Here is a 24,502-nt window from a genome sequence, read left to right on the forward strand (position 1 = left end):
AAGTCGAGAACACAATGAGCACAGCAACACCCCCAATCTCCGGGTCGGCAACGACACCGGCCCCTTCGGCCGGGCATACCCGGCGGCGCTGGACGGCCTTTGGCGGCAGCCTGCGCGAACTGGCCCTCATCCCGGTCATCATCGTCGTCGCGATCGCCGGCACCGTCTTCGTGCCCTACTTCGCTTCGGTGGATAACGTCATCAACAACATCCTGTCGACCTCAGCGGTCCTCGGTGTCATGGTGATCGCCCAGAGCATCATTCTCATCAGCGGCTACTTCGATCTGTCCATGCAGTCCGTCGTCGGCCTGGCACCCATGCTCGCCGTGTGGCTGATCGCCCCGGCCGCCGATGGCGGCTCAGGTGCAAACCTGCCCTCCTGGGCCGCGCCGCTGATCGTCCTCGGCCTTGGGGCCGCCGTCGGGCTCGTCAACGGGTTCCTCGTCGGCAAACTCCGGCTGAACGCCTTCATCGTCACCCTGGCCATGCTGATTCTCCTTCAGGGATTCACCCTGGGTATCTCCAAGGGCCAGACCTTCTCGAACCTTCCCGAAAGCATGGCGTTCATCGGTACGACCTCCCCGCTCGGCATTCCACTGGACGTGTGGATCCTCGTCATCGTCGTTATCGTCGCCGCCGTTTTCATGCGCTACGTCCCCACTGGACGCCGTATATACGCCATGGGCGGCAATGAAAAGGCCGCAAAAGCTGCGGGCGTCCGGACGCTTCGGATGACCGTCGGCCTGTTCGTCTTCGGCGGCGTCATGGCCGGCTTCGCCGGCGTCCTCCTGTCAACCCGCATCGCATCCGTCACCGCCAACCAGGGTGAGAACCTGATCTTCACCGTTTTCGCAGCAGCCGTCATCGGCGGCATCAGCCTCGACGGCGGCAAGGGCTCCATCATCGGCGCTGCAACCGGTGTTCTCCTGCTCGGCATGATCAACAACATCCTCGTGCTCTCCAACGTTCCGTCCTTCTGGATCGACGCAACCTACGGTGCGATCATCCTCGGCGCGCTCCTCATCGGCAGCGCAGAGGTACGCAACACCGTCCTGGCACCATTCCAAAAGAAGAGCCGCAGCCAGGCAATGACCTCCTCCTAGGAAGGGGACCCGTGAACCTGCGCCCTCCGGCGCACCGAACGCCCCGGAAAGTTGGGCACCGGCTGGGGGCAGACGGAACACGCCGGTAATGAGCCTAAAAGCCGACCTGAAGCGGGTCACCGCCTGTGTGAAAGCACGGATGGTGGCCCGCTGATGACCTATCAGCACCACTTACCTGCGAGAGGAATCGGATGGAACAGAAGAATCCAGCACCTGGTTTCCTGGCAACCTGCTGGACTACGGCCGGAGACGTCATGCCGCTGCGGACAGGTCCCCTGAGCCCGATACCTCTTCGCCAGAGAATCCAGGCAGCGGCGGAGGCTGGCTACACGGGAATCGGCTTCGGCATCGAGGACGTAGTGTCAGCCCGGGATGAACACGGCTACCGGCAAATCGAGGCCATGCTGTTGGACCACGGACTGAACCATTTGGAACTGGAATACCTAGACAGCTGGTGGACTGATACCCCGGAAGCCACAGCAACACGTACTGCACTATTAGAAGCTTCCTCGGCGCTCGGCGCCCATCACATAAAAGTCGGTGCCGGCCTTCTAGGGCAAATAGTAGACAAAGGCTCCCTGCAGGAACGGCTCCATGCACTGGCCGAACAAGCCGCGAGGGCGGGAGTCAAAATAGCCCTTGAAGCAGCCGCTTTCTCGATGTTGCCCAACATCCAACGTGCCGCGGAACTGGTCCGTGCAGTTGACCATCCCAACGCCGGTCTTCTGCTGGACATCTGGCACATCTATCGAGGAGGTACCCCCTACGGGGCGCTCGGCGATATAGTTTCCCCTGGTTCAATTTTTGCCGTCGAACTTGATGACGGCTTGGCCCTGCCCTCGGAGAATCTCTACGAGGATACCTTCGACCATAGGAAACTTTGCGGACACGGAGACTTTGACGTCGTCGCCTTCATCAAGACTGTGCGCGCCCTCGGGTACACAGGACCATGGGGAGTGGAAATGATGTCGATCGATCACCGCCGACTTGAACCGGAAAAAGCCGCACGCCTGGCGCTGGGAGCTGCCGCCGATTGTTTTACCGCGGCGATTCCAACGAGCATTGAGCGCATTTCGTCATGAGTAACCTTAAATGAAAGGCTGTATGCCATGACCGCCGATGCCTCGAGGAGCCGCCGTCCGACGATCTACGACGTTGCCACCAGGGCAGGCGTGTCAAAGTCCCTCGTCTCCTTGGTGCTCACCAATTCAGCATCGGTTCGCCCCGCTAAACGGGCCGCTGTGCTGGCAGCAATTCAGGAGCTCGGCTACCGGCCAAGTCGCGCAGCAACCACTCTTGCCAGCCGCGAAACCAAAAGCATTGGATTGGTAATCGATGATTACCGGAATCTCTGGTTTGTCGGTTTGCTCAGGGGGATGCAGCAGGAACTGGGACCACTCGGCTATCAAGTCACGGTCGCTGATTCAGCTGAAGAGGTAGTCGCAGGCGAAGGCACCGTGGAGAGACTCTTATCCATGCACATAGCGGGCCTCGTTATCGCGATGGAACCACGGGAATCAATGCTTCACACTCCCTGGACGCCCACCGTCGTGGCCGGCTGGCGGGACAAAATCCCGGAAGCCTCCGACCTTATTGCCAACGATGACGAAGCCGGAGGCAGGCTCGCTGCCAACACGCTGCTGGAGCTCGGGCACACCAAGATTGGTCATCTCACCGGTTCCGGGGGCGCCGCGGCCCACAGAAGGTCCGGGTTCCATACCCGTACTGCAGAAGCCGGCATCCCGTTGCGCCTGTGGGGAATGGGCCACGGAACCACCGAAGAAGACGGTTATCAAGCCGCTGTTGCCCTCCTGGAGCACTTCCCCGACACGACCGCGATTTTCGCAGCGAACGACACCATGGCCGTAGGGGCTCTGGCGGCGATAAAAGCCCGGGGACTCAGCGTCCCCGGTGACATATCGGTACTTGGCTATGACAACTCACCTCTCGCCAAGTCGCGGTACCTGGACATAACATCCATTGACGACAAGAGCGAAGAAGTAGGCCTTCTCACTGCCCAGGCTCTGATGTCACGCATAGCCGACCCCGGCCGTCCACCCCAACGCACCCTTGTCCAACCCGCCATCGTTAGCCGCGGAACCACCGCACCGCTGGCACCGTAGACATCCCTCATCAGGAAAGGAACGCGGCCTCCGGAGCGCGGCGAGAATCGTCCTCATACCCAATCCCGCGGAGCGGAGGACTTCTGCAGACGCACACCGAAAGGGACTAAAAGAGTGTTACCTCAAGAACCGCGCTCGACCTCGATGATGGGCCGACAACCGGGAGGGCAGATCTTCGTCTCGGCCTTGTTGGTTACGGCGCCGGGGGCAGCAGGTTCCACCCCCCTCCATCGCCAAACATCCCATGCCGAAGACGCCGCTGCACGTCGAGCGTCCGCCCTGGTGACGACTCCTGCAAAGGTAATTCCTGAGGCGGCCTGCCTTAAAAGTGCACCGGCCGATGCGGTAATCAAACATGCGGGACAACATCACGCCGCACTCATCGTTGTAGGTGATCGGCGGATGCGCGACCTTGGTCGCATCCCGGGGCAGCGACGCGAACAAGTATGGCTCACAACGCCCCTGCGACCTGTGCAGAGCAAAGACGGACGAAACGTAGACCGGCAGTCCTAAACGAAAACCGCAAGAGCAATTCCATCAACCCGCCTCGGGAATCAACGACGACTGCCGACTAAGCCTTCACGCCGCCCAGGAACTCCTGTTTTAACGCCGATAATGAAGATTCTGTAAAGCTAAAGGCTGTGCGCTCCAAGGGCACATTGACGGCCAGGCAGGGGAGCGGATCACTCCAACTTTGCGTTGCGGAGGTACTGATAGACGGTCTCCCTGCTGATCCCATAGTCACGGGCAAGAAGTGCTTTCGGAACACCGGTGCCGGCGCGTTGGACGAGTTCGGCTGCCCGGTCCGGTGTCAGGGTCTTCTTCCGTCCTTTGTAGGCGCCGCGCTGCTTGGCCAAGGCAATGCCTTCCCGCTGGCGTTCCCTGATGAGGGAGCGTTCGAACTCGGCGAAGGCACCCATGACGGACAGCATGAGGTTGGCCATGGGGGAGTCCTCGCCGGTGAAGACCAGGCTCTCCTTGACGAACTCCACCCGCACACCTTTACGCGTGAGGCCCTGGACAAGGGCCCGCAGGTCATCGAGGTTCCGGGCGAGCCGGTCCATGCTGTGCACGACCACGGTGTCCCCATCCCGGGCGAACCGCAGCAACTCCGTAAGCTCCGGTCTGGAAGTGTCGCGGCCGGAGGCCTTGTCCGTGAAGACCCGGTCCAGAACCTGGCCTTCGAGCTGGCGTTTCTCATTCTGGTCAAGAGTGCTTACTCGGACGTACCCGATCCGTTGTCCTGCCACCGCCGCCTCCAACCGTCGTCCTGTCAGGTTGAGTCCTAGGCTCCTCTCAAAAGAAAGCCAGGACAAGGTGTCCCGATCGTCTGGTTGGGGTGTGCTCCGACCCGAGGAATGGCGTCTTCAATTGGTGCGAATAGTTCGAAATCGAATATGCACGCTTACCAGTAGGAGCTCGACGAGGCGGACACACTGGACGGCCTGACTCCCGGGGGTGAGTTCATTGCTGAAGAGCGCTAGTTGCGCAGGTCATTCCCCAGGCCGATGACGAGTGCACCGGATCACGTCTGTAACACCATCCGCGACGCGAATCTGCAGCTGTAATGCAGTCAGCATGCAGTAGCCCCGCAGTTTGGCCTTGTCTGAAGCTGGGAAAGTCAGTTCCCTTCCGGGATTGAGCTGCTTCCTGCGGTTCGGACACGCGCTCGTTTCCCGCACTCGATAGAGTCAGCCCATGGGGATATGGGACAAAGTAAAGGCGGCCTTCGCCGGGCATGCAGAATCAGCGAACGTCCCGGAGCCAGATCCGCCCGCAGTCAGGCCGCGACCTGCACAGGCACCGGTCGTCGCCGTGGAAGCATTGCCAGTTGAACCCGTCACGCAGTCCGGGCGGCCGCGCGCTGTGCGCAACTACGAAGCGGAAAAGATTAGGGCCGCCGCCGCGGGCCAAAGTGTCAAGAGCTATCGCGCGGGATACGTCCCGTCGGCAGCCGCGACGAGCCAGCTGGTGGCCGGTCCTGACGGGATGCCGCCGCTGAGGTTGGTACCCTCCAACAACGGCCTCGACTTGGCTCTGCCCAATGGGGAGCTGATTGATTACAACATTCTTGCCCTGCGGCACTTCCGGATTTTCGCGTTCCGCGTGGTTGGCATGGGCTTTTACGAAGACCCGGAGAAGCCCTTCAGGTTCCGTAACGGGCAGCGCGTCCGAGCCGTCCGCGAACCAGCCAACGAACACGACTCCAATGCAGTCGCCATCTACGCCGGGCCGCCTGCGAAGAAGATCGGCTACGTGAACAAGCAGCGGGCCACCTGGGTCGCAAAGCTACTGGATGCTAGCCAGGAGCTGGACGGCATCATTATCCAGAGCAAGGCCTCCTCACCACGCGTTCTGCTGACTACTCCAGAAATGCTGGCATTTCTCCAGCGTGACTGAACCGGGGCCGCGGGCTGAACAGTGCTGCCAGCTCTGAGCCATCCGAGCGGACGACACGCGGAAAGTGTCGCGTTCTTGGATATTTCTAAAGTGATCATGTAGCTTTCAGGTACAAAACTACAGGAGGTTGCTTTGAAGAACGCGGTCGACGTCGAATGGTCGTTTCGTCGCTTTGGTGCCCACGGAAAGAGCCTTCCTGAGATCATCCGTAGCACTCTTTCGGACTGCCACAATGAGCATGCCGACGGCCAGGCGCTGATCAAGTCGAAGCATAAGCGGTCCTACGGTCAGGTGAGTTACACCGTCCAGGAGAGGCTCGAGGAGGCGGTGGCGGGACTCGAGGGAGTTGAGTTCAAGCGCCCTGGCCGCGGCAAGCCCAAAGTACTCGTAGTCAACGGCACGGCTCTCGTTGCCTGGCGGTACTCCAGGGTGGCGACGGCCGACCTGAGTCAGCAGAAGTATGGAACTTCGGATTCCCGGATCGGCACCTTCTCAATGCCGGTGGGTCCATCACAGGGCATGCTTGACCTCGGGGACGGCGCCCGCGCCACCCTGACGCGCGAGGAAATCGAACTCGTTGACGCTCTCCAGGAACTGGACGGTTCTGAGTCGCTTAAGCATCACCCAGTAGTAGTCGTTGCCTATGCCAGCAGCCATCAGGCACTGCATCATGCAGTGTGGGCTGATGCTCAGTTGGATGAGGACGGCACGCTTATCCTGCAAAACGCCCAGGAGCTGTTCCATGCGGATTCAGTGGATGCAGCAGCAAAGGCGGAGCCGAGGGGCTTCGATTCCGAGCCTCGCCGTGGCCTCAACCTGATGCCTAAGGAAGCATCGGGATCATGACGAAGCAGCTCACCCTGTTTTCAACCGAAGAACTGATGTCGGCCCAGGCTGTCAGAGATTACTTTGATCCTGCCAGGCTGACGCAGGCGCGGCGGTTGGCAGGAATTACCAAGCAAGCACTTGGCGACGCGGTTGGTGTCTCGGGAGCGGCTATCGGCCAATACGAGGCCGGCGTGACACCACGTCCAGAAATACTGGGTCTGCTGGCCAAGGAATTAGGGCAGCCCGTTGCCTTCTTTGCGATGGGCCGGCCGATTGGAAAACTGGACGTTTCTCAGGCCCACTTCCGCAGTCTTCGCTCGACACGAGCGTCGGAGAGGCTCAAGGCCACGTCCTTTGTCGAACAGGTGTGGGAGGTAACTTTCGCACTTGAAAAGCGGGTCGCTTTCCCGGACGTGAATGTCCCGTTCAACGAAGCGGACAGCAGCATGTCCGCCGTAGAAGCGGCCAGAGCCCTCAGAGCCTACTGGGAGATGCCCAGCGGCCCGGTTCCCAACCTGGTGGAACTCATGGAGCGCAATGGCATCGTGGTTTCGGTTCTCACTCTCCGTGGCGACGAAGATGAAACCGCGCGAGTGGACGCATTCTCTACGGCAGCACTCAACCGCCCCATCGTCGTCGTGACCCCGGAAAGGGCCCGTTCTGTCTACCGGCACAGGTTTACATGCGCCCACGAACTCGGCCATCTCATCCTCCATCGTGAACTCGCTGTCGGGGACCCGCGGCAAGAACGCGAGGCTGACGCTTTTGCTGCCGAATTCCTGATGCCTCGGGCAGAAATAGAGCCGGTTCTCCCCACCACCATGAACCTTCCACGGCTTGGCCAAATCAGCCAGACGTGGGGTGTGTCGCCGGAGGCTCTGGTGTTTCGCATGCAAGAACTCAAGGGCGCTTCAGACGTTTCCGTTCGACGTGGATATCAAAAGCTAAGGTCCGGCAACCGGCAGGAAGCGTCCGTGGCCAACTACCCGGGAGAGGTCCCGATGCTGCTGACCGAAGCAATGAAAGTTGCTGACAAGTTCGGATTCTCTGTGGCCGATCTGGCAAATGAGCTCAGATGGGCTCCGGAAAGGGTTCGCCAAGTACTGGGGCTTGTGGACGAGCGGCCTAGGCTGACGCTGGTTCGCTGACCGAGAGCCCTCATACGGGCACTGCAGACCAAGGAGACCGGACCTCGTTGAAGCGCTAAAAAGGCGTGTATGCGCAGCGAAACAAGTATTTGGGGAGAACCTCCGCCGGAACGCGGACCGAAAGGGCTTGCTGTGGTGGCCACGTCTGCCGCGGCCCTGATCAATGCCGCGCAGGTGTTGGTTCAGATGCCTGGGGCGGACAAGCTGAAGGTGCGATCCGGGGAGCATATTGCGGCGATTCTCATGACAGCCCTGTATTCCCTGCCCGTGGAGGTAGACGAAGATGGCGGCGTCGACCTTGTGTTCGAGCGTTTCGGCTCTCGAAGTGCCTGGCCTTTCGGCGGATCGCTCCGGGCAGCTGTTGAGGTCAAGTCGCTTCCAGGCAAATGGCGCAAGCACGAGTACAACGTGAGGCTGGGCGACACGTACCAGGTCAAAATACAGAATGCCCTTGAGATTCTTGAACTGGGCTCGAAGAAGGTCAAGGAGGCTTCGGAGGCCCTGCAGCAGAAAGTTGGATCCTCCAACATGTCCCGAAATGCCTTTTTGATCATTCATCCCATGGACGGATTGGCGCTGGAGCTCGTCAGCGGGGGACCGGTCATCGGGCATCTGCTGCCCGCCTTGGACGAACATGTAGCTCTGGACTACCTGTGGGTCTATTGGTATCCCGGGTTGCTGTCCAAATGGTCCCGGAAGGAGCGCAACTGGACGGATTATTTATTCGCCGAGACCAGTCCGGACGATCCTTTGCTGGACGATGCCATAGAAGCTGCTGAAGACATCTTCCTAGAGGGCATCGGCTGGACCGACGGATCCCCTTGGCGGATGGCCTTTAGCTAGCTATTGCGGCCAGTGGCGATCCGCCCGGGAAGGTCAGCAGATGTAATGAGCGCAGGAGGGTGTTCGCAAAGGCCCGCAGTTGTAGTGCAGTAGACGTACAAGTTGGCACTGTTGTGAAGACTGCCCGTTTCATCCAAATGCTTTCGTTTCACTGTGGGCAATGAGAAAAGGAACCATGACCCTCCCAGAACTCGACCCCATTGAGGTCATCGCCCTCGAGATAGCACGTGCTGACATGCACTACGTGGCTGGTTCTTTACGGAAGCTTCCGCATTCCGCTATCGCCGCCGAGATAGCCCTACTTCAGTACGGCACCATGGCGGCCTACGAGGCGCAGCTTTACTTCGGCAGGACTCTGGGTTGGAAACTGGACGCGGATTGGGACGCGGAGACGGCGAAGGCAGCAAGGATGAGTGGCAAATTCTTCGCGGACAAACAGCGGAATCTCCCTGGCGTTGTCGCGCACTTCGATCAGCTTCTCCAGGCGAACCGCGGCGCCTTTTTCCCTCCTGGTCGACGGGGCCGGCTGTTCGACTTTCTCCGGGACGATCTGTCAGTCGTGTTCCTCGATGGCAGGCCGTACACCAGTCTTGTGAGCGCACATTATCTGACCGGTCTCGGACCTGAGCAGGTCAGTGACCTCGAAACTGTCGGTCCGGCGGTACGGGAGTTGAGCACCGGGCTCGGTAACATCGCTGGTGTCCTGCTTCGCGGCTCCGGCATTGAATTTCATGAGCCTGGTCCGGTGCAGGCTTTTCAGTGGTTCGACGGTAAGAGCTCGGTAGCGCTGCCGCGATTGTTCGGTGGTGAACTCGAGCCGGCTCTGGCAGCAGCCCTCCTGACGGCTCACAGCATTTCCTGCTCCGCGCTGATGAGCGCGGCCCGGTCACTCTGCCCTTGGTGCGAGGCTGCTGCACGCAAGCATCGGTTCGTCGCCCTATTTCAGGCCCTGACTGCTGTGGCAAATATGAGGGCAGATGGCACCACCACCTTGCACTCCGAAGAGGTCCTGGCGTTTCTCGATGATCCTGAATCGGTATGGGTTCTGGGACAGTCGAAGCTGCGGAATGGACTGATTCACCTCGGCCTCCAGGACATCGCCAAGAACCTCAGAACCGGCAGCACTATTGACGACGCAATCCGCGCCTACACCGGGCAGGACCCCGATGCCGTGTCTGATCGAGTCGTGAGGCACCTGAACCATTTCGTTGACGTTTTGACTCGGTGGATGCTGTCGCCGACCCCGAATGGAAAAACATTTATGGCGGCACTGCACTCTGCCCTTTAGTCAACAGCGCATCACGCACCGGTATTGTGCAGGATGAAGCACTTACGTGGCAGCCGACTATGACGAAGTCCCGTTCCGACGTCAAGGAATCCCAGGACCGTTCCCTGGATGATTTGCAGTCTGCGAACGCCCTTGATGCCCGCAGCGTCGTCACCCAGCTGGACGAGGCCCGACGCCCTCGACGAAGGACTGACACCTGGGCGGTGAAATCATCTCTGATGAGCTCATCGTGCAGGTGTTTCCGCAGGACCCTAGCGTTCATAACGTCCCCTGTCAGAACCGACGTTGCCCGGTTCACAGGGAATATTCAGGTTCGCCGGCGCAAAATGGACCGAAGCTCCGGTCAACCGCTATTCGACTGTAGCTTCGCCAATTGCAGGCAGGGCTGAGGGCGCACCCGATTGCTGCGGTTGACGCAGTCCTTCAGAGCCGTTCGAGGGTGTCGCCGGAAGCCTTCGGGGAGTACCCCACTCAGCCACAGCTTTACATAACGTCGGTTATCGGTTCCGGCCGGTGTCCGGCCGACTCCGATCCTGGGCCAACTTAGGACCTTCCTTCCCGCCGTAGCATCCGGACACACAGCGCAACGTTGGCGCCCCCACACGTAACCTGATTAAATGCCTCGTTTCGCACTGGACATCGAGTCCGTCCCCCGCCCCGCCCGTTCCCAGGAACTCCTGGACGCAGTGAACCACCGGGTGGTCATTGCCGACGGCGCCATGGGCACCATGCTCCAGGGCCGGGACCTCCAGCTCGACACGGACTTCCAGAACCTCGAGGGCTGCAACGAGATCCTCAACGACACCCGCCCGGACGTCATCGCGGATATCCATGACGCCTACTTCGCCACCGGCATCGACGCCGTCGAGACCAACACCTTCGGCGCCAACTGGTCCAACCTCTCCGACTACGGCATTGACGACCGGATCGAGGAGCTCGCCCGAAAGGGTGCGGAGATCGCCCGCGAACGCGCCGAAGCCGCGGAAGAAACAGACGGCCGCATGCGCTGGGTCCTCGGCTCTATGGGCCCCGGCACCAAGCTCCCCAGCCTGGGCCACACCAGCTACGACTACCTCAAGCAGACCTTCGCCCTGCAGGCCGAGGGCCTGATCGACGGCGGCGCGGACGCCTTCCTCATCGAAACCAGCCAGGACCTCCTGCAGACCAAAGCCGCCGTCAACGGCTGCAAACAGGCCATCGTCGCCAAAGGCGTCCGGCTCCCCATCTTCGTCGAGGTGACGGTCGAAACTACCGGAACCATGCTCATGGGCTCCGAAATCGGCGCCGCCCTCACCGCCCTCGAACCGCTCGGCGTCGACGCCATTGGCCTGAACTGCGCCACCGGCCCCGACGAGATGAGCGAGCACCTCCGCCACCTCTCCAAGCAGTCCTCCGTGGCCATCGCCTGCATGCCCAACGCCGGCCTGCCCATCCTCGGCGCCAACGGCGCGCACTACCCGCTCACTCCCACCGAACTCGCCACCGCGCACGAACAATTCGTGCGCGAATTCGGCCTGGGCCTGGTCGGCGGCTGCTGCGGTACGACGCCGGAGCACATGGCCGCCGTCGTCGAACGCCTTGCCCCCTTCCGCACCAAAGCCGTGGATGCCAAGGCAAGCAACGCACCGGCGCGAATCCCCACCGAGCGCGAGGCCGGCGTCGCCTCCCTCTACCAGCACGTGAACTTCGACCAGGAATCCGCCTACCTGGCCATCGGCGAACGCACCAACGCCAACGGCTCCAAGGCTTTCCGCCAGGCCATGCTTGAAGAACGCTGGGACGACTGCGTGGACATCGCCCGCGAACAGATCCGCGTCGGCGCCCACCTGCTGGACGTCTGCGTGGACTACGTGGGCCGCGACGGCGTCGCCGACATCAAAGAGGTCGTCTCCCGATTCGCGTCCGCCTCGACCCTCCCGCTGGTCATCGACTCCACCGAGCCGCCAGTCCTGCAGGCCGGCCTGGAACTCATCGGCGGCCGCCCGGTGGTCAACTCCGTCAACTACGAGGACGGCGACGGCCCCAACAGCCGCTTCGCCCGCATCATGCCGCTGGTGAAGGAACACGGCACCGCCGTCATCGCCCTGACCATCAACGAAGAGGGCCAGGCCCGCACCACCGAGGGCAAGGTGGCCATCGCCTCCCGCCTGGTGGACGCCCTGGTGGGCGAATGGGGCATGCGGGTGGAGGACATCATCGTCGACTGCCTCACCTTCCCCGTGGCCACCGGCCAGGAGGAAACCCGCCGCGACGGCATCGAAACCATCGAGGCCATCCGCCAGATCACCGCCAAGTACCCCGGCATCAACACCACGCTCGGCGTCTCCAACGTCTCCTTCGGCCTCAACCCGGCCGCCCGCATGGTCCTGAACTCCGTGTTCCTGCACGAAGCCGTCCAGGCCGGCCTGACCAGTGGCATCATCGACGCCGCCAAAATCGTCCCGCTCGCCTCCCTCCCGGAAGAGCAGCGCAAGGTGGCCCTGGACCTCGTCTACGACCGCCGCGAATACGACGCCGACGGCAACACCACCTACGACCCCCTCGCCAGCATGCTGGACCTCTTCGCCGGCGTCGACACCGCAGCGCTCAAGGACCAGCGCGCCGCCGAACTCGCCGCCCTGCCCACCGGCGCCCGCCTGGAACGGCGCATCATCGACGGCGAAGGCAAGGGCCTCGAAGAGGACCTGGACCTGGCCCGCGGCGAAGGCATGACCCCGCTCGGCATCATCAACGACCACCTGCTTGAGGGCATGAAAGTGGTGGGCGAACGCTTCGGCGCCGGCGAAATGCAGCTGCCGTTCGTGCTGCAGTCCGCCGAGGTCATGAAGAACGCCGTGGCGCTCCTCGAACCGCACATGGAAAAGGCCGACTCCTCCGGCAAGGGCACCATGGTGATCGCCACCGTCCGCGGCGACGTGCACGACATCGGCAAGAACCTGGTGGACATCATCCTCACCAACAACGGCTACAAGGTAGTCAACATCGGCATCAAGCAGGGCATTGCCGAGATCATCGCTGCCGCGGAGGAACACGACGCCGACGTGATCGGCATGTCCGGGCTGCTGGTGAAATCCACCGTGGTGATGAAGGAAAACCTCGCCGAACTGCAGACCCGCGGCCTGGCCAAGAGGTGGCCGGTCATCCTGGGCGGCGCCGCCCTCACCCGCGCCTACGTGGAGCAGGACCTGGCCGAACAGTTCGAGGGCACCGTCAGGTACGCCAAGGACGCCTTCGAGGGCCTTGCCCTCATGGAACCGCTGGTCCGCGTGGCCCGCGGCGAGGACCCGGACTCCGTGGGCCTGCCGCCGCTGAAGAAGCGCATCCACAAGGGCGGCCCGAAGTTCACCATCACCGAGCCCGAGGCCATGCCCGGCCGGTCCGACGTCGCCACCGACAACCCCGTTCCTGCGCCGCCGTTCTGGGGCACCCGGATTGTCCGCGGCGTCTCGCTGCACGACTACTCCGCCTTCCTCGACGAGCGCGCCACCTTCATGGGGCAGTGGGGCCTCAAGCCCGGCCGCGGCGAGGACGGCGCCTCCTACGAGGAACTGGTGGAACGCGAAGGCCGGCCGCGCCTGCGCTACTGGCTGGACCGCATCCTGGGCGAGGGCATGCTGGACGCGTCGGTCGCCTACGGCTACTTCCCCGTGGTCTCCGAAGGCGAACAGGTGGTGGTGCTGCACCACGGCGAGGATCCCGACGGCGTCCTGGGCCAGGCGGGCCTGCTCGCCCCGGACGGTGGTTCAGGCGGTCCCATCGGCAGCGACCGGCTGCGGTTCGATTTCCCGCGCCAGCGTCGCGACCGGCACCTGTGCCTGGCCGACTTCGTGAAGTCCCGCGAATCGGGACAGATCGACGTGCTGCCTGTACAGCTGGTCACCGCCGGCTCCAAGATCGAAGAGTTCACGTCCAAGATGTTCGCGGCCAACCAGTACCGCGACTACTACGAGCTCAACGGCCTGGTCATGCAGCTCACCGAGGCGCTCGCGGAGTTCTGGCACGCCCGGATCCGCAAGGAGCTCGGCTTCGCGGCCGAGGAGCCCAAGGACACGGCAGGGTATTTCAAGCTCGACTACCGCGGCGCCCGGTTCTCCCTGGGCTACCCCGCCTGCCCTGACATGGAGGACCGCCGCAAGGTCACCGAGTTGTTGAAACCCGAGCGTATGGGCGTGGTCCTGAGCGATGAGCTCATGCTGCACCCGGAACAGTCCACCGATGCGTTCGTGTTCCACCACCCGGAGGCCAAGTACTTCAAGGTGTGAGCCGGCGCCGGCCCGGCCGTCCGCGCCGGAAGCGGCGCCGGGCTCTTGTCATTCCGCGCCAGGCAGCGAGGCCAGCTCCGTCAACGACCCATCGCGTCCCATGCCGAGGATGAGGTCCAGGTCCAACCGGTCCAGGAAGGCGTCATCGTGGCTGACCACGATGACGGCGCCGCCGTAGGCCCCGAGCGACTCCACCAGCTGGTCAACGCTCCGGATGTCCAGGTTGTTGGTTGGCTCATCCAGGATCAGGACTTGAGGCGGCGGGTCGGCGAAAAGCAGCCGGGCCAGGGAAACCCTGAACCGCTCACCGCCCGAGAGCGTTTGCACCGGCCGGTTCACGCTGTCGCCGCGGAGGAGGAACCGGGCCAGCTGGTTGCGGATATCGCCCGCAGGCACGTCCGGCGCGGCGTCCTGCACGTTTTCGAGGGTTGTGGCCTCTTCCCGCAGCCCGTCGAGGCGTTGACGCAGGTAGCCGGCGCGGTCCGTCAGCAGGCTTCCACCGGCTTGGCCCTCCATGCACGGGACACCGCCCATCAAGCGTTCCAGCAGTGTGGTCTTGCCGGCGCCGTTGGGTCCGGTGATGGCCACCTTCTCCGGGCCCTGCACCACGAAGGAGCGGTTGGTGCCCCGCAGTTCCGCGATCCGCCGGCCGCGCGGAACGTCCGGGTCGGGAAGGTTCAGGGATATCCGGTCCTGGTCCCGCACCCTTGATACGGCGGTGTCCAGGGCCGCTTGCGCGGCCTGCACTTTGGCGTCCATGCCGGAACGCATTCGTCCGGCTGAGACCTGGGCATCAGAGGCCCGCTGGTTCATCAGGATCTTGGATCCCTTCTTATTGTCGTAGCTGGCCTTGCCCGTCCTGGCCCGTTGGGCGAGCTTCGATTCCGCCTCCTGCTTTTGCCGTTTTTCCTTCTTCACCAGTTGTTCAGCGGCACGGGTTGCTTGTGCCGCTGCGGCTTGTTGGCTGTCCAGGTACGCCTGCCACTCGCTGTACGGGCCGCCGAATACCGTGAGCCCTCCCTCGTACAGTTCGGCCGTGCTGTCCATGAGTTCCAGCAGTGCCAGGTCGTGGCTGACCACCACCAGGCTGCCCGGCCAGTCAGCCAGCATCCCTCCGAGCGCCGAGCGTGCCCCGCGGTCCAGGTTGTTCGTCGGTTCATCCAGCAAGGTGATGGGGGTGCGCCGGATCCGGAGCCCGGAGATGGCGGCCAGCATGGCTTCCCCGCCGGACAGTTCGCCCACGCGCCGGTCCAGTCCGACGCCGGTCAGGCCGATCCCCTCCAGCGCCTCGTCCGCACGGGCCTCGATGTCCCAGTCGTCGCCCAGCACATCGAAGTGCTCCACCGCCGCGTCGCCGGATTCGATAGCCCGCAGGGCACGGACTTTGTCCCTAATCCCGAGCAGCTCCATCAGGGTGGCATCGTCGTGCAGCGTTAGGGTCTGCGGAAGGTAGCCGACGTCGGCTCCCGTGCTGATACTGCCGGCCGTCGGTGTGAGGGTCCCGGCCACGAGTCGCAGCAGCGTTGACTTCCCGGAGCCATTCGTTCCGACGAGCCCGGTTTTCCCGGGCCCGAAGCTCCCGGAGATCCCGGACAACGCCGGCGAGCCGTCCGGCCACCGGAAATGCACGTCCGTGAGGACGATGGATGGATTTTTTGTTGCAGGCATGGTGCTCCCAAAACAGGGTGTTGGGCGGCTGGGCCGCGGTTCGCCAAGGTCAGGTCCGAAAAGGAGCGGGTCCTAAGGCGGACGGGACGTGGCGGTGGGCGGCCACGGCGGCCCGGGGAATGGGCAGGCGTATGCTGCGGGGCAGGAAATCAGTGCAGGGGAAAGAAAGCCGTGGATCGGCATCGGGCTCCGGGTGGTTTCAGCGGGTGAAGCGCTGAACTTGCCGGCCCTTGGGGCGTCAGGGAAGTGTCAGCGCGCGGACTGCGTCGCGAAACCTGAAATGCCCGTCAAAACACTGCCTAACACTGGGGAACAGAGGACAACAGTGTCACAAATTCGTTGGCTGGAGGCAACCTTCCTGCGTCACGGTGTGAGCTGGCGCCGGTCCCGGGCGTGTGCTGACGAGGCATGGGCCCGGGGGCCGTCCGCGCCGGAAGCGGCGCCGGCCACCGGCTTCACCCGGCGGAGCGAGACCAGGACGGCGCGCCCCACCACGGCGATGCCGATGACCGTGGTGACGGCGCGCAGGGTGTCCCAGCCCGCCGTCGACGTCAGCAGTGAGTAGAGCAGGAAGCTGCCGAGGTTGGTGCCCAGCGGTGCGCCCGGAACATAGGAAATCCCGGTGCCGCTGCCCACGGCGAAGGGCCAGAACCACAGGTTGAGCAGCAGGCCGAACACATAGGACGCCACCACGCCGTACCCGGCAAGCATCCACAGCTCTGCCCTGCCGCGCACCCGGCGGGGGAGCAGCCCGGCTCCCGCACCCACCCAGGCGCAGGCGAACATCTGGAACGGTGTCCACGGCCCGATTCCGCCCCACAGCACGCTGGAGACGGCGATGGTGGCGGCGCCGAGGAGCAGGCCAAACCGCGGACCGAACGCGCGGCCCGCCAGGACCAGCAGGATGAACACGGCCTCCACGCCGCCGACGCCGGTACTCGCCACCCGGACCGCGGAACCTACCGCGGCGAGGACGCCGAGCAGCGCCACGGTGTGTGACGAGCGGACCGTGCCGTCCAGGGACACCACGACGGCGGCCGCCGCCAGGGGTGCGATGGCCAGGGCAGCGTACGGGGTGGCCGCAGCGGCATCCTGCGGCAGTGCCGCGGCCAGCAGCGGCCAGCAGAACGCCGCCAACGCCAGCAGGTTTGCTGCCGCCAGGACGGCCAGCTCGGCGCCCCGCGGCATTCGAGGGCGGCGGGCCGGCTTCGCGGCAGGCAGGTCAGGCCGGCGCCCGGCGGCCCGGGCCGAGGCCACGGGTAGTGCCGCGGGAACGGCAGCTTCTGTTGTCACGGCTGCACCGGTTGTCACGGCGGCCGGCGCCACCCCGTCCCGCATCGGCAGGACCCGGGCCCCAAGCCGGTGCGCAAACTCCAGATCGTGGGTGGCGAACAGGACTGCGGCGCCGTCATCCGCGGCCGCCCGCAACGCCGCAGCCACCGCCGTCCGCGCCGCGGGATCCAGCCCGCGGGTGGGCTCGTCAATCAGGAGCACCTGCGGCCGGTCCATGGTCTGCAACGTCATGGCAAGGATCCTGCGCTCGCCGGCGGACAGGTCCCGGGGATGCTCATGCCCGATCGGCATGCTGGCGTTGCCCCGCAGGAGGGCCAGCCGGGACGCCGCAAAGCCGGGCTCCGCAGGCTGGCCCGGCTTTCCCCGTGCCAGGCGCCTCTCCGCCGCCCGCAACTCGGCGGCGACGGTGTCCCTGGTGAAGAGGTCGTCCGAGGCGTCCGGCACCAACGCCACCCGGCCGCCGTCGTCCGTCCTGGCACCGCTGGTCCCCTCACCGAGGGCCAGCGCCACCAGGAGGGAGGACTTCCCGGCACCGTTCGGGCCCACCAGCGCCACAATCTCGCCGGGATGCAGAGCAAGGGAAGCCTCCCGCACCACGGGCGTGCCGCCGCGGTGCACGGCCAGGTTTACGGCCGCCAGCACGGGCGCGGAGGCCGGCGGCGCCGTGGCTGGACCAACAAAGGGACGCAGGGGCGCGGGCGTTGGGGCCGTACCCGCCACCAGCACGCAGCCCTCAAGGGACCACCAGGAATCGGCGACGGTGACCAGCGCTTCCGCACGGTGCTCCGCCACGATCACGCACACCCCGGAGTGGTGCGCAAGGCTGCCGAGCACGGCGGTCACGCGGGCCCTGGCGGTGGAATCCAGGTCGGCCAGCGGCTCGTCCACCAGGAGCAGGACGGGATGGTCCACGACGGCGGCCGCGATGGCCACCAGCGTTGCCTCACCCGCCGAGAGGGTGCTGAGATCCCGATCCAGCAGCGCCGAAACCCCAACCCGCTCCGCCACCTCCAGCACCCGGGCTTTGGCGGCCGGCCGGCCCACGCCACGCAGCTCCAGGGCCAGGCCAATCTCGTCCCGGACCCGTGTACTGGCAAAGGCGGCGCGGGGATTCTGCAGGACCACGCCGATCAGGCGCGCGGTGTCCCGCGGCGGTACGGCAGCGCGGTCAAGGCCGGCCACCTGCACCGTGCCGGAGATGCCACCGCCGTCGACGTGGGAGAGCAACCCCGCGATGCCGCGCAGGACGGTGGACTTGCCGGACCCCGTGGGCCCGGTGATCACGGTGAGGGATCCGCCGGCGGGCGCGAACCCGGCCGCGTGCACCTGCGCCCCGCCCACCCGGAACAGCGCGTCCCGGACCACCACCGGCGCGTCGCTTCCGGAGGCCGGTGGCGGTACGGGCCGGCCCGCGAAGCCGCGCAGCTCCAGGGCCGCCGCAACCCGGCCGGCATGTTCGAGGGTGCGCTCCAGGACGGGCACCAAGGCCCGCGGCCCAAAGCGTTCGCCACGCAACCGGAACGCCAGTCGCACCGAAGCCGCAGCGTCGGCGAGTGCCGGGAGCGCCGCCCACGCCACCACCAGCATCCGGGCCACGCCCTGCAGCGGGCCGCCCCGGGCCAGCCGGACGAATCCGCGGGACACATCCACCCACGCATTGAGCAGGCCGAAGCCCAGGATCAGCCCGGCAATGGGCAGCGCGGACAGGACCGCCGCCCACAGCCCCGGGGCGGTGACCGGGCCCAGGAACACCACGTGGGCGTACGGAGCCGGAAGCCGCAGCGGCGGCAGGGCCAGCAGTAGCGGCTCCCCAATACCCGCCCCGTTAAAGAGGACCCGGTAGAGAACCCGCGCCGCAATGAACACAGCAGCGAGAACCGCTGCTGCGCGCAACGGCGCGGGCCGGAAGGTCATGCCGCGGGTGCAGCCGGTTCGTTGTCCACGGTGTAGAGCAGTTCAAGGCTCTCGCCGGGGCTGAGCTTGAGGGTGTCCAGGCCTTCCTGCGCGTAGGCCCATGCGCCGGCGGCGGGCTTCACCCAGAGGGCCCAATAAGAGACCGTGTTTTTGTCATCGCACGCTTCGCGGGTGCTGCCGCCCTTGTGCTTGATGTCGAAGTCCGCAGCGGGCACGCCGTTGACGCGGCACGCGAAGCTCGTGGGGTACTTGGCGGTGCCCTCGATCTTCACGTTGGCCTTGGCCAGCACGTCCGATGCCGGAGTGGGTCCGTCCGCGGGCACGCAGGCGGAGGTGTCGGCGGCGGACTGCTTCAGGGAGGCGGAATCCACCACTACCTTCACCCCGGTGCAGGGCCCGGCGGAGGCAGAGGCGCTCGCCGATGCCGAGGTGGAAGCGGATGCGGAGGGAGCGGACTGGGTGGCGGCCGGCGTGGAGCAGGCGGCAAGGGTCAGCAGGAGGCCGGCGGCGGCGAGGGAGCTCGCGGCGGCGGTGCGGGTCTTAGTCAATGTCACTTGTCAAGGGTAGGGCGTGCCGGGCCGGGAACCGGAGGCGGTCGCCTTGTGTGACGCAACGTCTCGGCCCGGCGCGCACCCGGCCCCGCGCAACGGCCGACGACGGCACCCGGGTGGGCGCCGTCGTCGGCCGTTCTGTTTCAGTGCTGTTAGCTTTCGGTTGCCAGGACCGCGTTGGCCGGCACCGCGTCCTCCGGCGCGTCGTACCGCGGGTCATTGGACGACGGATGGGCGGCAACGGACGCAGCATGCTCGGCCAGCACCCCGGTCTGGTGGCGGATCTTCAGCCGGTACAGCAGGGTCCCGCCAACCACCACCGCGGCCACGAAGATCACGCCGCCCCACTGCAGGTACCACTCGAACGGCGGCACCGAGTTATAGATCTCCGGGCGCGGCCACACCAGGTTCACTGTCATGGCGGCACCCCACAGGACCGCCAGGATGTTCACCGGAACTCCCCACTTGCCCAGGCAGAACCCTGGCTCGGAACTGTCGTCGGCCAGCGGCCATTTCTTCAGGAACCGTTTGCGGAGCAGGGGAACCGTCACCAGGAGGTAGGAGAGGTAGATCAGGACGATGCTGATGCTGGACAGGATGGTGAAGATGGCCGGCTGCGTGACGTTGACCAGGAGCGGCAGGACGGCCAGGACGCCGATGACGATCGCCGCGACCGTGGGGGTCCTGCGGACGGGATCCACCTTGCTGAGCTGCCGGCTGAACGGCAGGTTGTTGTCCCGCGCCATGGCGAACATCATCCGGATGGCGGCGGCGTGGACGGCCAGGGTGCACACCACCACGGCCACCACGATGCAGGCCAGGAAGGCCTTGCCGAACGGGCCGCCCAGGACGGAGAGCACGATGTGCTGCAGGCCGCCGTCGGGAGACCCCACCTGCGGGTCGGTGAGGTCTGGTGCGGCCAGGATGCCGAACAGCAGGATCCCGCCGCCCAGCAGGAACGATGCCGTGACGGCGCGCAGGATGGCCTTGGGAGCGGTCTTCTTGGGGTCCTTGGTTTCCTCGCCGAGGGAGCTGGCGGTGTCGAAGCCGTACATGACGTAGCCGGAAGCCATGGCGCCGATCAGGAAGACGCCGAAGAAGCCAAGGTCGTGGCCTTCGCCGAAGCCGTTGGTCTGGAAGAAAACCTCAGGGCCGCGCACCACATGCCAGCCCAGGGCCAGGATCAGCAGCACGGCGGCCACCAGTTCCACGAACACGCCGATGCTGTTGATCCGGGTCATCAGCTTCACGCCGAACGCGTTGATCAGGGTGGAGATGGTGATCATGATGGTGGCCAGCACCACGCCGTTCATGGCGAAGTCGTACGGGCCGGTGCCGTCACCGACGAACTGGAAGCCGGACCAGAGCTGCGGCAGCGTGATCTGCAGGGCCAGCGCCACCGAGCCCAAGGCCATGATGGAGGAGAGCAGCAGCAGCCAGCCGGCCAGCCAGGACGAGGTCCCCGACGCGAGCCGCTTGGCCCAGTTGTACACGGAACCGGCCACCGGGTAGCGGCCGGCCAGTTCGGCGAAGCACAGGGCCACCATCAGCTGGCCGACGAACACGATGGGCCAGGACCAGGCGTACGCCGGGCCGGCCATGGAAAAACCGAAATAGAACAGTTGGAAAACACCGGTGAGGATGGAGATGTAGCTGACACCTGCGGCGAAGCTGGCAAATTTGCCGATGCTCCGGTCAAGGGTCTGGGTGTAGCCGAATTCGTCCATGCCGCTTGAATCAATACTCTTGCTGGGTTCCACTATGGACTCCTGGATCAGAAAGCACGATTGGACCGGCCGCCCTGGGGTGCGGCGGAATGACGTTGGCGGGGGCCGTTGCCGTTGGGGAGACGGCCCCCTGAGGTCCTGCCGCTCAGGCGAGGGACGTGGTGAGCTCCTTCTCTTCCATGGCCTCTTCGGCCGTGCGGTCCGCGGCCGTTTGGGCGGCCCGGATCAGATCGGCGCAGCGCTCGCCGATCATCATCACGGTGATGTTGGGGTTGACGGTGACGTGTTCGGGCATGACGGACGCATCGGCCACGCGGAGGCCTGTGACGCCCTTGACCCGCAGCTCGGGGTCCAGCGGCGACATGTCGTCGTCGGCTGCGCCCATGCGCACGGTGCCCACCGGGTGGTACACGGTGTTGTGGGTCTTGCGGATGTAGTCCTGCAGCTCCTCGTCCGTCTGCGCCTCGATGCCGGGCGAGAGTTCGCGGCCGGTCCACCCCGCCATGGCAGGCTGGGCGGCGATGTCGCGGGCCTTGCGGATGCCGGCCACCATGACGCGCATGTCGTGGCCTTCCGGATCGGTGAAGTAGCGCGGGTCCACCATGGGCTTGTCGCGGAAGTCGCGGCTGCGCAGCCGGACGGTGCCGCGGGAGCGTGCGTGGGTGACGTTGGGGGTCAGGCTGAAGCCGTTCTCCGTGGTGGGGTAGCCGTGCCGCAGCGTGTTCATGTCGAACGGAACCGAACCGTAGTGCATCATCAGGTCGGGGCGGTCCAGGCCGTCCTCGGTGGGGGTGAAGATGCCGATCTCCCACCACTGCGTGGAGGTCTGCACCATGGGCTGCCTGGCCTCGAACTGCACCACGCCTTCAGGGTGGTCCTGCAGGTTCTCGCCGACGCCGGGGGAGTCCACGACGACGTCGATGCCGTGCTGGGCCAGGTGCGCTGCCGGGCCGATGCCGGAGAGCATGAGCAGCTTGGGGGAGTCGATGGCGCCGGTGGACACAATGACTTCCCGGTGGGCGTTGAGCCGGTGGGTGCGGCCGAACGCCCCGTCCACCACGTCCACGCCGGTGCAGCGCTTGTCCGCGTCGAACACCAGCTGGCGGGCGCGCAGGCCGGTCAGCAGGGTGAAGTTGGGCCGGTCCACGATGGGGTGGATGTAGGAGACGGAGCTGGAGGAACGGGTGCCGTCCGCGCGCCGGTTGATCTGGAAGAAACCCGCTCCGTTGACCACGGTGGTGCCCGTGTTGAACTTCGCGCGGGGGATGCCGGCCTGCTCACAGGCGTCCAAAAGCGCGACGCCGGCAGGATCCGCCGGGGGAACGTTCATCAGGTGCACGGGGCCGGAGTCGCCGTGGTGGGGTGCGTCCGGGCCGGCGTCCTCGTTGGTCTCCAGCCGCTGGTACAGCGGCCAGGCTGCGTCGGCGTTCCAGCCGGTGGCGCCGTACTTGGCTTCCCACTCGTCCAGGTCCTCACGCGGCGCCCAGAAGGCGATGCAGGAGTTGTGGCTGGAACATCCGCCCATCACTTTGGCGCGGGCGTGGCGCATGAAGGAGTTGCCGTTTTCCTGCGGTTCGATGGGGTAGTCCCAGTCGTAGCCGGATTCGAGCAGTTCCATCCACCGGTCCAGCCGCAGGATCTCCGGGATATTGCGGTCATCCGGGCCGGCTTCGACGAGGGCCACGGTCACGTCCGGATCCTCGCTCAGCCGTGCGGCCACCGCCGCTCCCGCGGATCCGCCGCCGATGACGACGTAGTCGAACCCGCGGTCGGTGAGGTCCTCGATGTTGTCGTAGTGCATCTAGTTCTCCTTGCCGTGGTCAGCGAACCAGCCGGTGACCTGGGGGCTGGTGTTCTGGTAGATGTGCTTGGCTTCCTGGTACTCGGCGAGGCCGGTGGGGCCCAGCTCGCGGCCCACGCCGGACTGGCCGAAGCCGCCCCACTCGGCCTGCGGGAGATAGGGGTGGTAGTCGTTGATCCAGATGGTGCCGTGCCGCAGACGGGACGCCACCCGCTGCGCTTTGCCGGCGTCCTGGGTCCACACCGCGCCGGCCAGCCCGTAGATGGTGTCGTTGGCGGTGGCCACGGCCTCGTCTTCGGTGCGGAACGTTTCGACCGTGACCACCGGGCCGAATGCCTCGTCGGTGACCACGGACATGCCGCGCTTCACTTGGTCCAGGATGGTGGGCTGGTAGTAGAACCCGGCGTCGTACTTCCCTCCGGAAGGTGCCTCGCCGCCGGTCCGGAGCCGTGCGCCTTCCTGGATACCGCGCTGGACGTAGGCGCTGACTTTGTCCCGGTGGGCAGCGGAGATCAAGGGGCCGGTCTCGGCGTCGTCGTCGAACGGGCCGCCCAGCCGGATCTCCCGGGCGCGGCGGACCAGCTCGTCCACGAAGCGTTCTGCGATGGATTCCTCCACCACCAGCCGCGCCCCGGCGGAGCAGACCTGCCCGGAGTGGACGAAGGCGCCGTTCAGGGCATTGTCCACGGCGGCGTCGAAGTCGGCGTCCGCGAAAATGACGTTGGGGTTCTTGCCGCCGAGCTCCAGGGCCACCTTCTTGACGGTGCCCGCGGCCGCCGCCGCGATCCGCCTGCCCGTTTCCAGGCCGCCGGTGAAGGAGACGAGGTCGACGTCGGGATGTTCCGAGAGCGGTGCGCCTGCCTCAGCGCCTGCCCCGGTGACGAGGTTGGCGACGCCGTCCGGCAGGCCAAGGTCCTGCAGCAGCTGCATGGCCAGGATGGCGGTGGACGGGGTCAGCTCGGAGGGTTTGAGGACGAACGTGCACCCGGCCGCCAGCGCGGGCGCGATCTTCCACGCCGCCTGGAGCAGGGGGTAGTTCCACGGGGTGATCAGGCCGCAGACGCCCACGGGTTCGTAAGCGATCCTGCTGACCACGGCGGCGTTCCCGGCGTCGACAATCCGGCCCGCCTGCTGCCCGGCCAGCCTGCCAAAGTACTCGAAGCAGGCGGCGATGTCGTCCATGTCGATACGGCTTTCGACCATCCGCTTGCCGGTGTCCAGGGACTCGGCGCGGGCGAATTTTTCCCGGCGTTCACGGAGCCCGGCGGCCACCTTCAACAGGAAGGTCCCGCGCTCCGGGGCCGGAACCGAGGACCAAACGCCGGCGTCGAATGCGGCGCGGGCCGCGGCAATGGCTTGTTCGGCGTCTTCGCGGCCGGCCTCGGAGACCGTGGCGACCAGTTCGCCGTCGGCCGGGTTGCGGATTTCACGGACAGCGCCGGACGCGGCCGGCTCCCACGCGCCGTTGATGAACAGGGTGGCTGCTGCCTCGGGTGCAGTGCTCTGGGCGGCTTCCCGCGCTGGTGTGGCGTAAGTCATAGGAAGGACAGTAA

At 65.3% G+C, this 24,502-nt stretch carries 16 protein-coding genes and 1 pseudogene; 10 read left to right on the forward strand and 7 right to left on the reverse strand.

What is annotated here, in order from left to right; all coding sequences use genetic code 11:
* Nucleotides 1–14 precede the first annotated feature (14 nt).
* From DC347_RS11105 to DC347_RS11115, 3 genes are all read left to right on the forward strand, one after another.
* A complete protein-coding gene (locus tag DC347_RS11105; RefSeq protein WP_109045477.1) occupies nucleotides 15–1,103 on the forward strand; it encodes an ABC transporter permease in 1,089 nt (362 codons plus the stop codon).
* Between the two features lie 191 nt (nucleotides 1,104–1,294).
* A complete protein-coding gene (locus tag DC347_RS11110) occupies nucleotides 1,295–2,185 on the forward strand; it encodes a sugar phosphate isomerase/epimerase (protein WP_109045478.1) in 891 nt (296 codons plus the stop codon).
* Between the two features lie 27 nt (nucleotides 2,186–2,212).
* On the forward strand, nucleotides 2,213–3,226 hold the full coding sequence (locus DC347_RS11115; protein ID WP_109045479.1) for a LacI family DNA-binding transcriptional regulator: 1,014 nt from the start codon (nucleotides 2,213–2,215) through the stop codon (nucleotides 3,224–3,226).
* Nucleotides 3,227–3,909: 683 nt separating this feature from the next.
* Here the strand turns inward: DC347_RS11115 and DC347_RS11120 are convergent.
* Nucleotides 3,910–4,476 carry a recombinase family protein gene (locus DC347_RS11120; protein ID WP_109045743.1) on the reverse strand — a complete coding sequence of 189 codons (567 nt, stop codon included), beginning with the start codon at nucleotides 4,474–4,476 and terminating at the stop codon, nucleotides 3,910–3,912.
* A 448-nt stretch (nucleotides 4,477–4,924) separates the two neighbouring features.
* On the opposite strand from DC347_RS11120, the gene DC347_RS11125 reads away from it, so the two are divergent.
* The 7 genes and pseudogenes from DC347_RS11125 (at nucleotide 4,925) to metH (ending at nucleotide 13,995) form a co-directional block, all read left to right on the forward strand.
* On the forward strand, nucleotides 4,925–5,626 hold the full coding sequence (locus DC347_RS11125) for an HIRAN domain-containing protein (protein WP_109045480.1): 702 nt from the start codon (nucleotides 4,925–4,927) through the stop codon (nucleotides 5,624–5,626).
* A gap of 132 nt (nucleotides 5,627–5,758) precedes the next feature.
* Entirely contained in the window at nucleotides 5,759–6,472 is a 714-nt protein-coding gene (locus tag DC347_RS11130; protein ID WP_109045481.1) for a hypothetical protein, read from the forward strand.
* Nucleotides 6,469–7,602, forward strand: coding sequence for an ImmA/IrrE family metallo-endopeptidase (locus DC347_RS11135; RefSeq protein ID WP_109045482.1), 1,134 nt, complete (start codon nucleotides 6,469–6,471; stop codon nucleotides 7,600–7,602). The genes DC347_RS11130 and DC347_RS11135 overlap by 4 nt, the downstream gene beginning before the upstream one ends.
* A 69-nt stretch (nucleotides 7,603–7,671) precedes the next feature.
* Entirely contained in the window at nucleotides 7,672–8,445 is a 774-nt protein-coding gene (locus DC347_RS11140; protein WP_133247086.1) for a hypothetical protein, read from the forward strand.
* 175 nt (nucleotides 8,446–8,620) lie between these two features.
* On the forward strand, nucleotides 8,621–9,733 hold the full coding sequence (locus DC347_RS11145) for a hypothetical protein (RefSeq protein ID WP_109045484.1): 1,113 nt from the start codon (nucleotides 8,621–8,623) through the stop codon (nucleotides 9,731–9,733).
* Between the two features lie 46 nt (nucleotides 9,734–9,779).
* Nucleotides 9,780–9,980: pseudogene (locus DC347_RS21940) on the forward strand (DUF4193 family protein); the annotation flags it as partial.
* 370 nt (nucleotides 9,981–10,350) lie between these two features.
* Complete coding sequence (metH, locus tag DC347_RS11155; RefSeq protein ID WP_109045485.1) at nucleotides 10,351–13,995, forward strand: methionine synthase; 3,645 nt, start codon at nucleotides 10,351–10,353, stop codon at nucleotides 13,993–13,995.
* A gap of 48 nt (nucleotides 13,996–14,043) precedes the next feature.
* On the opposite strand, the gene DC347_RS11160 is transcribed toward metH, so the two are convergent.
* The 6 genes from DC347_RS11160 to DC347_RS11185 all read right to left on the reverse strand — a co-directional run bounded on the left by DC347_RS11160 (nucleotide 14,044) and on the right by DC347_RS11185 (nucleotide 24,488).
* Nucleotides 14,044–15,663 carry an ABC-F family ATP-binding cassette domain-containing protein gene (locus DC347_RS11160; protein WP_109045486.1) on the reverse strand — a complete coding sequence of 540 codons (1,620 nt, stop codon included), beginning with the start codon at nucleotides 15,661–15,663 and terminating at the stop codon, nucleotides 14,044–14,046.
* A gap of 363 nt (nucleotides 15,664–16,026) precedes the next feature.
* Nucleotides 16,027–18,870 carry an ATP-binding cassette domain-containing protein gene (locus DC347_RS11165; protein ID WP_109045487.1) on the reverse strand — a complete coding sequence of 948 codons (2,844 nt, stop codon included), beginning with the start codon at nucleotides 18,868–18,870 and terminating at the stop codon, nucleotides 16,027–16,029.
* Nucleotides 18,867–19,424, reverse strand: a complete 558-nt coding sequence (locus DC347_RS11170; protein WP_051083402.1) for a hypothetical protein — start codon at nucleotides 19,422–19,424, stop codon at nucleotides 18,867–18,869. The genes DC347_RS11165 and DC347_RS11170 overlap by 4 nt, the downstream gene beginning before the upstream one ends.
* A gap of 149 nt (nucleotides 19,425–19,573) precedes the next feature.
* Nucleotides 19,574–21,148, reverse strand: coding sequence for an APC family permease (locus DC347_RS11175; RefSeq protein ID WP_081624114.1), 1,575 nt, complete (start codon nucleotides 21,146–21,148; stop codon nucleotides 19,574–19,576).
* 145 nt (nucleotides 21,149–21,293) lie between these two features.
* A complete protein-coding gene (locus DC347_RS11180) occupies nucleotides 21,294–22,949 on the reverse strand; it encodes a GMC family oxidoreductase (protein ID WP_109045488.1) in 1,656 nt (551 codons plus the stop codon).
* Nucleotides 22,950–24,488 (reverse strand): aldehyde dehydrogenase family protein, encoded by a 1,539-nt coding sequence (locus DC347_RS11185; protein ID WP_109045489.1) that lies wholly within the window; start codon nucleotides 24,486–24,488, stop codon nucleotides 22,950–22,952.
* Nucleotides 24,489–24,502: the final 14 nt, after the last annotated feature.

The sequence above is a fragment of the Pseudarthrobacter sp. AG30 genome (genome assembly GCF_003116525.1).
Classification (GTDB): Bacteria; Actinomycetota; Actinomycetes; order Actinomycetales; family Micrococcaceae; genus Arthrobacter.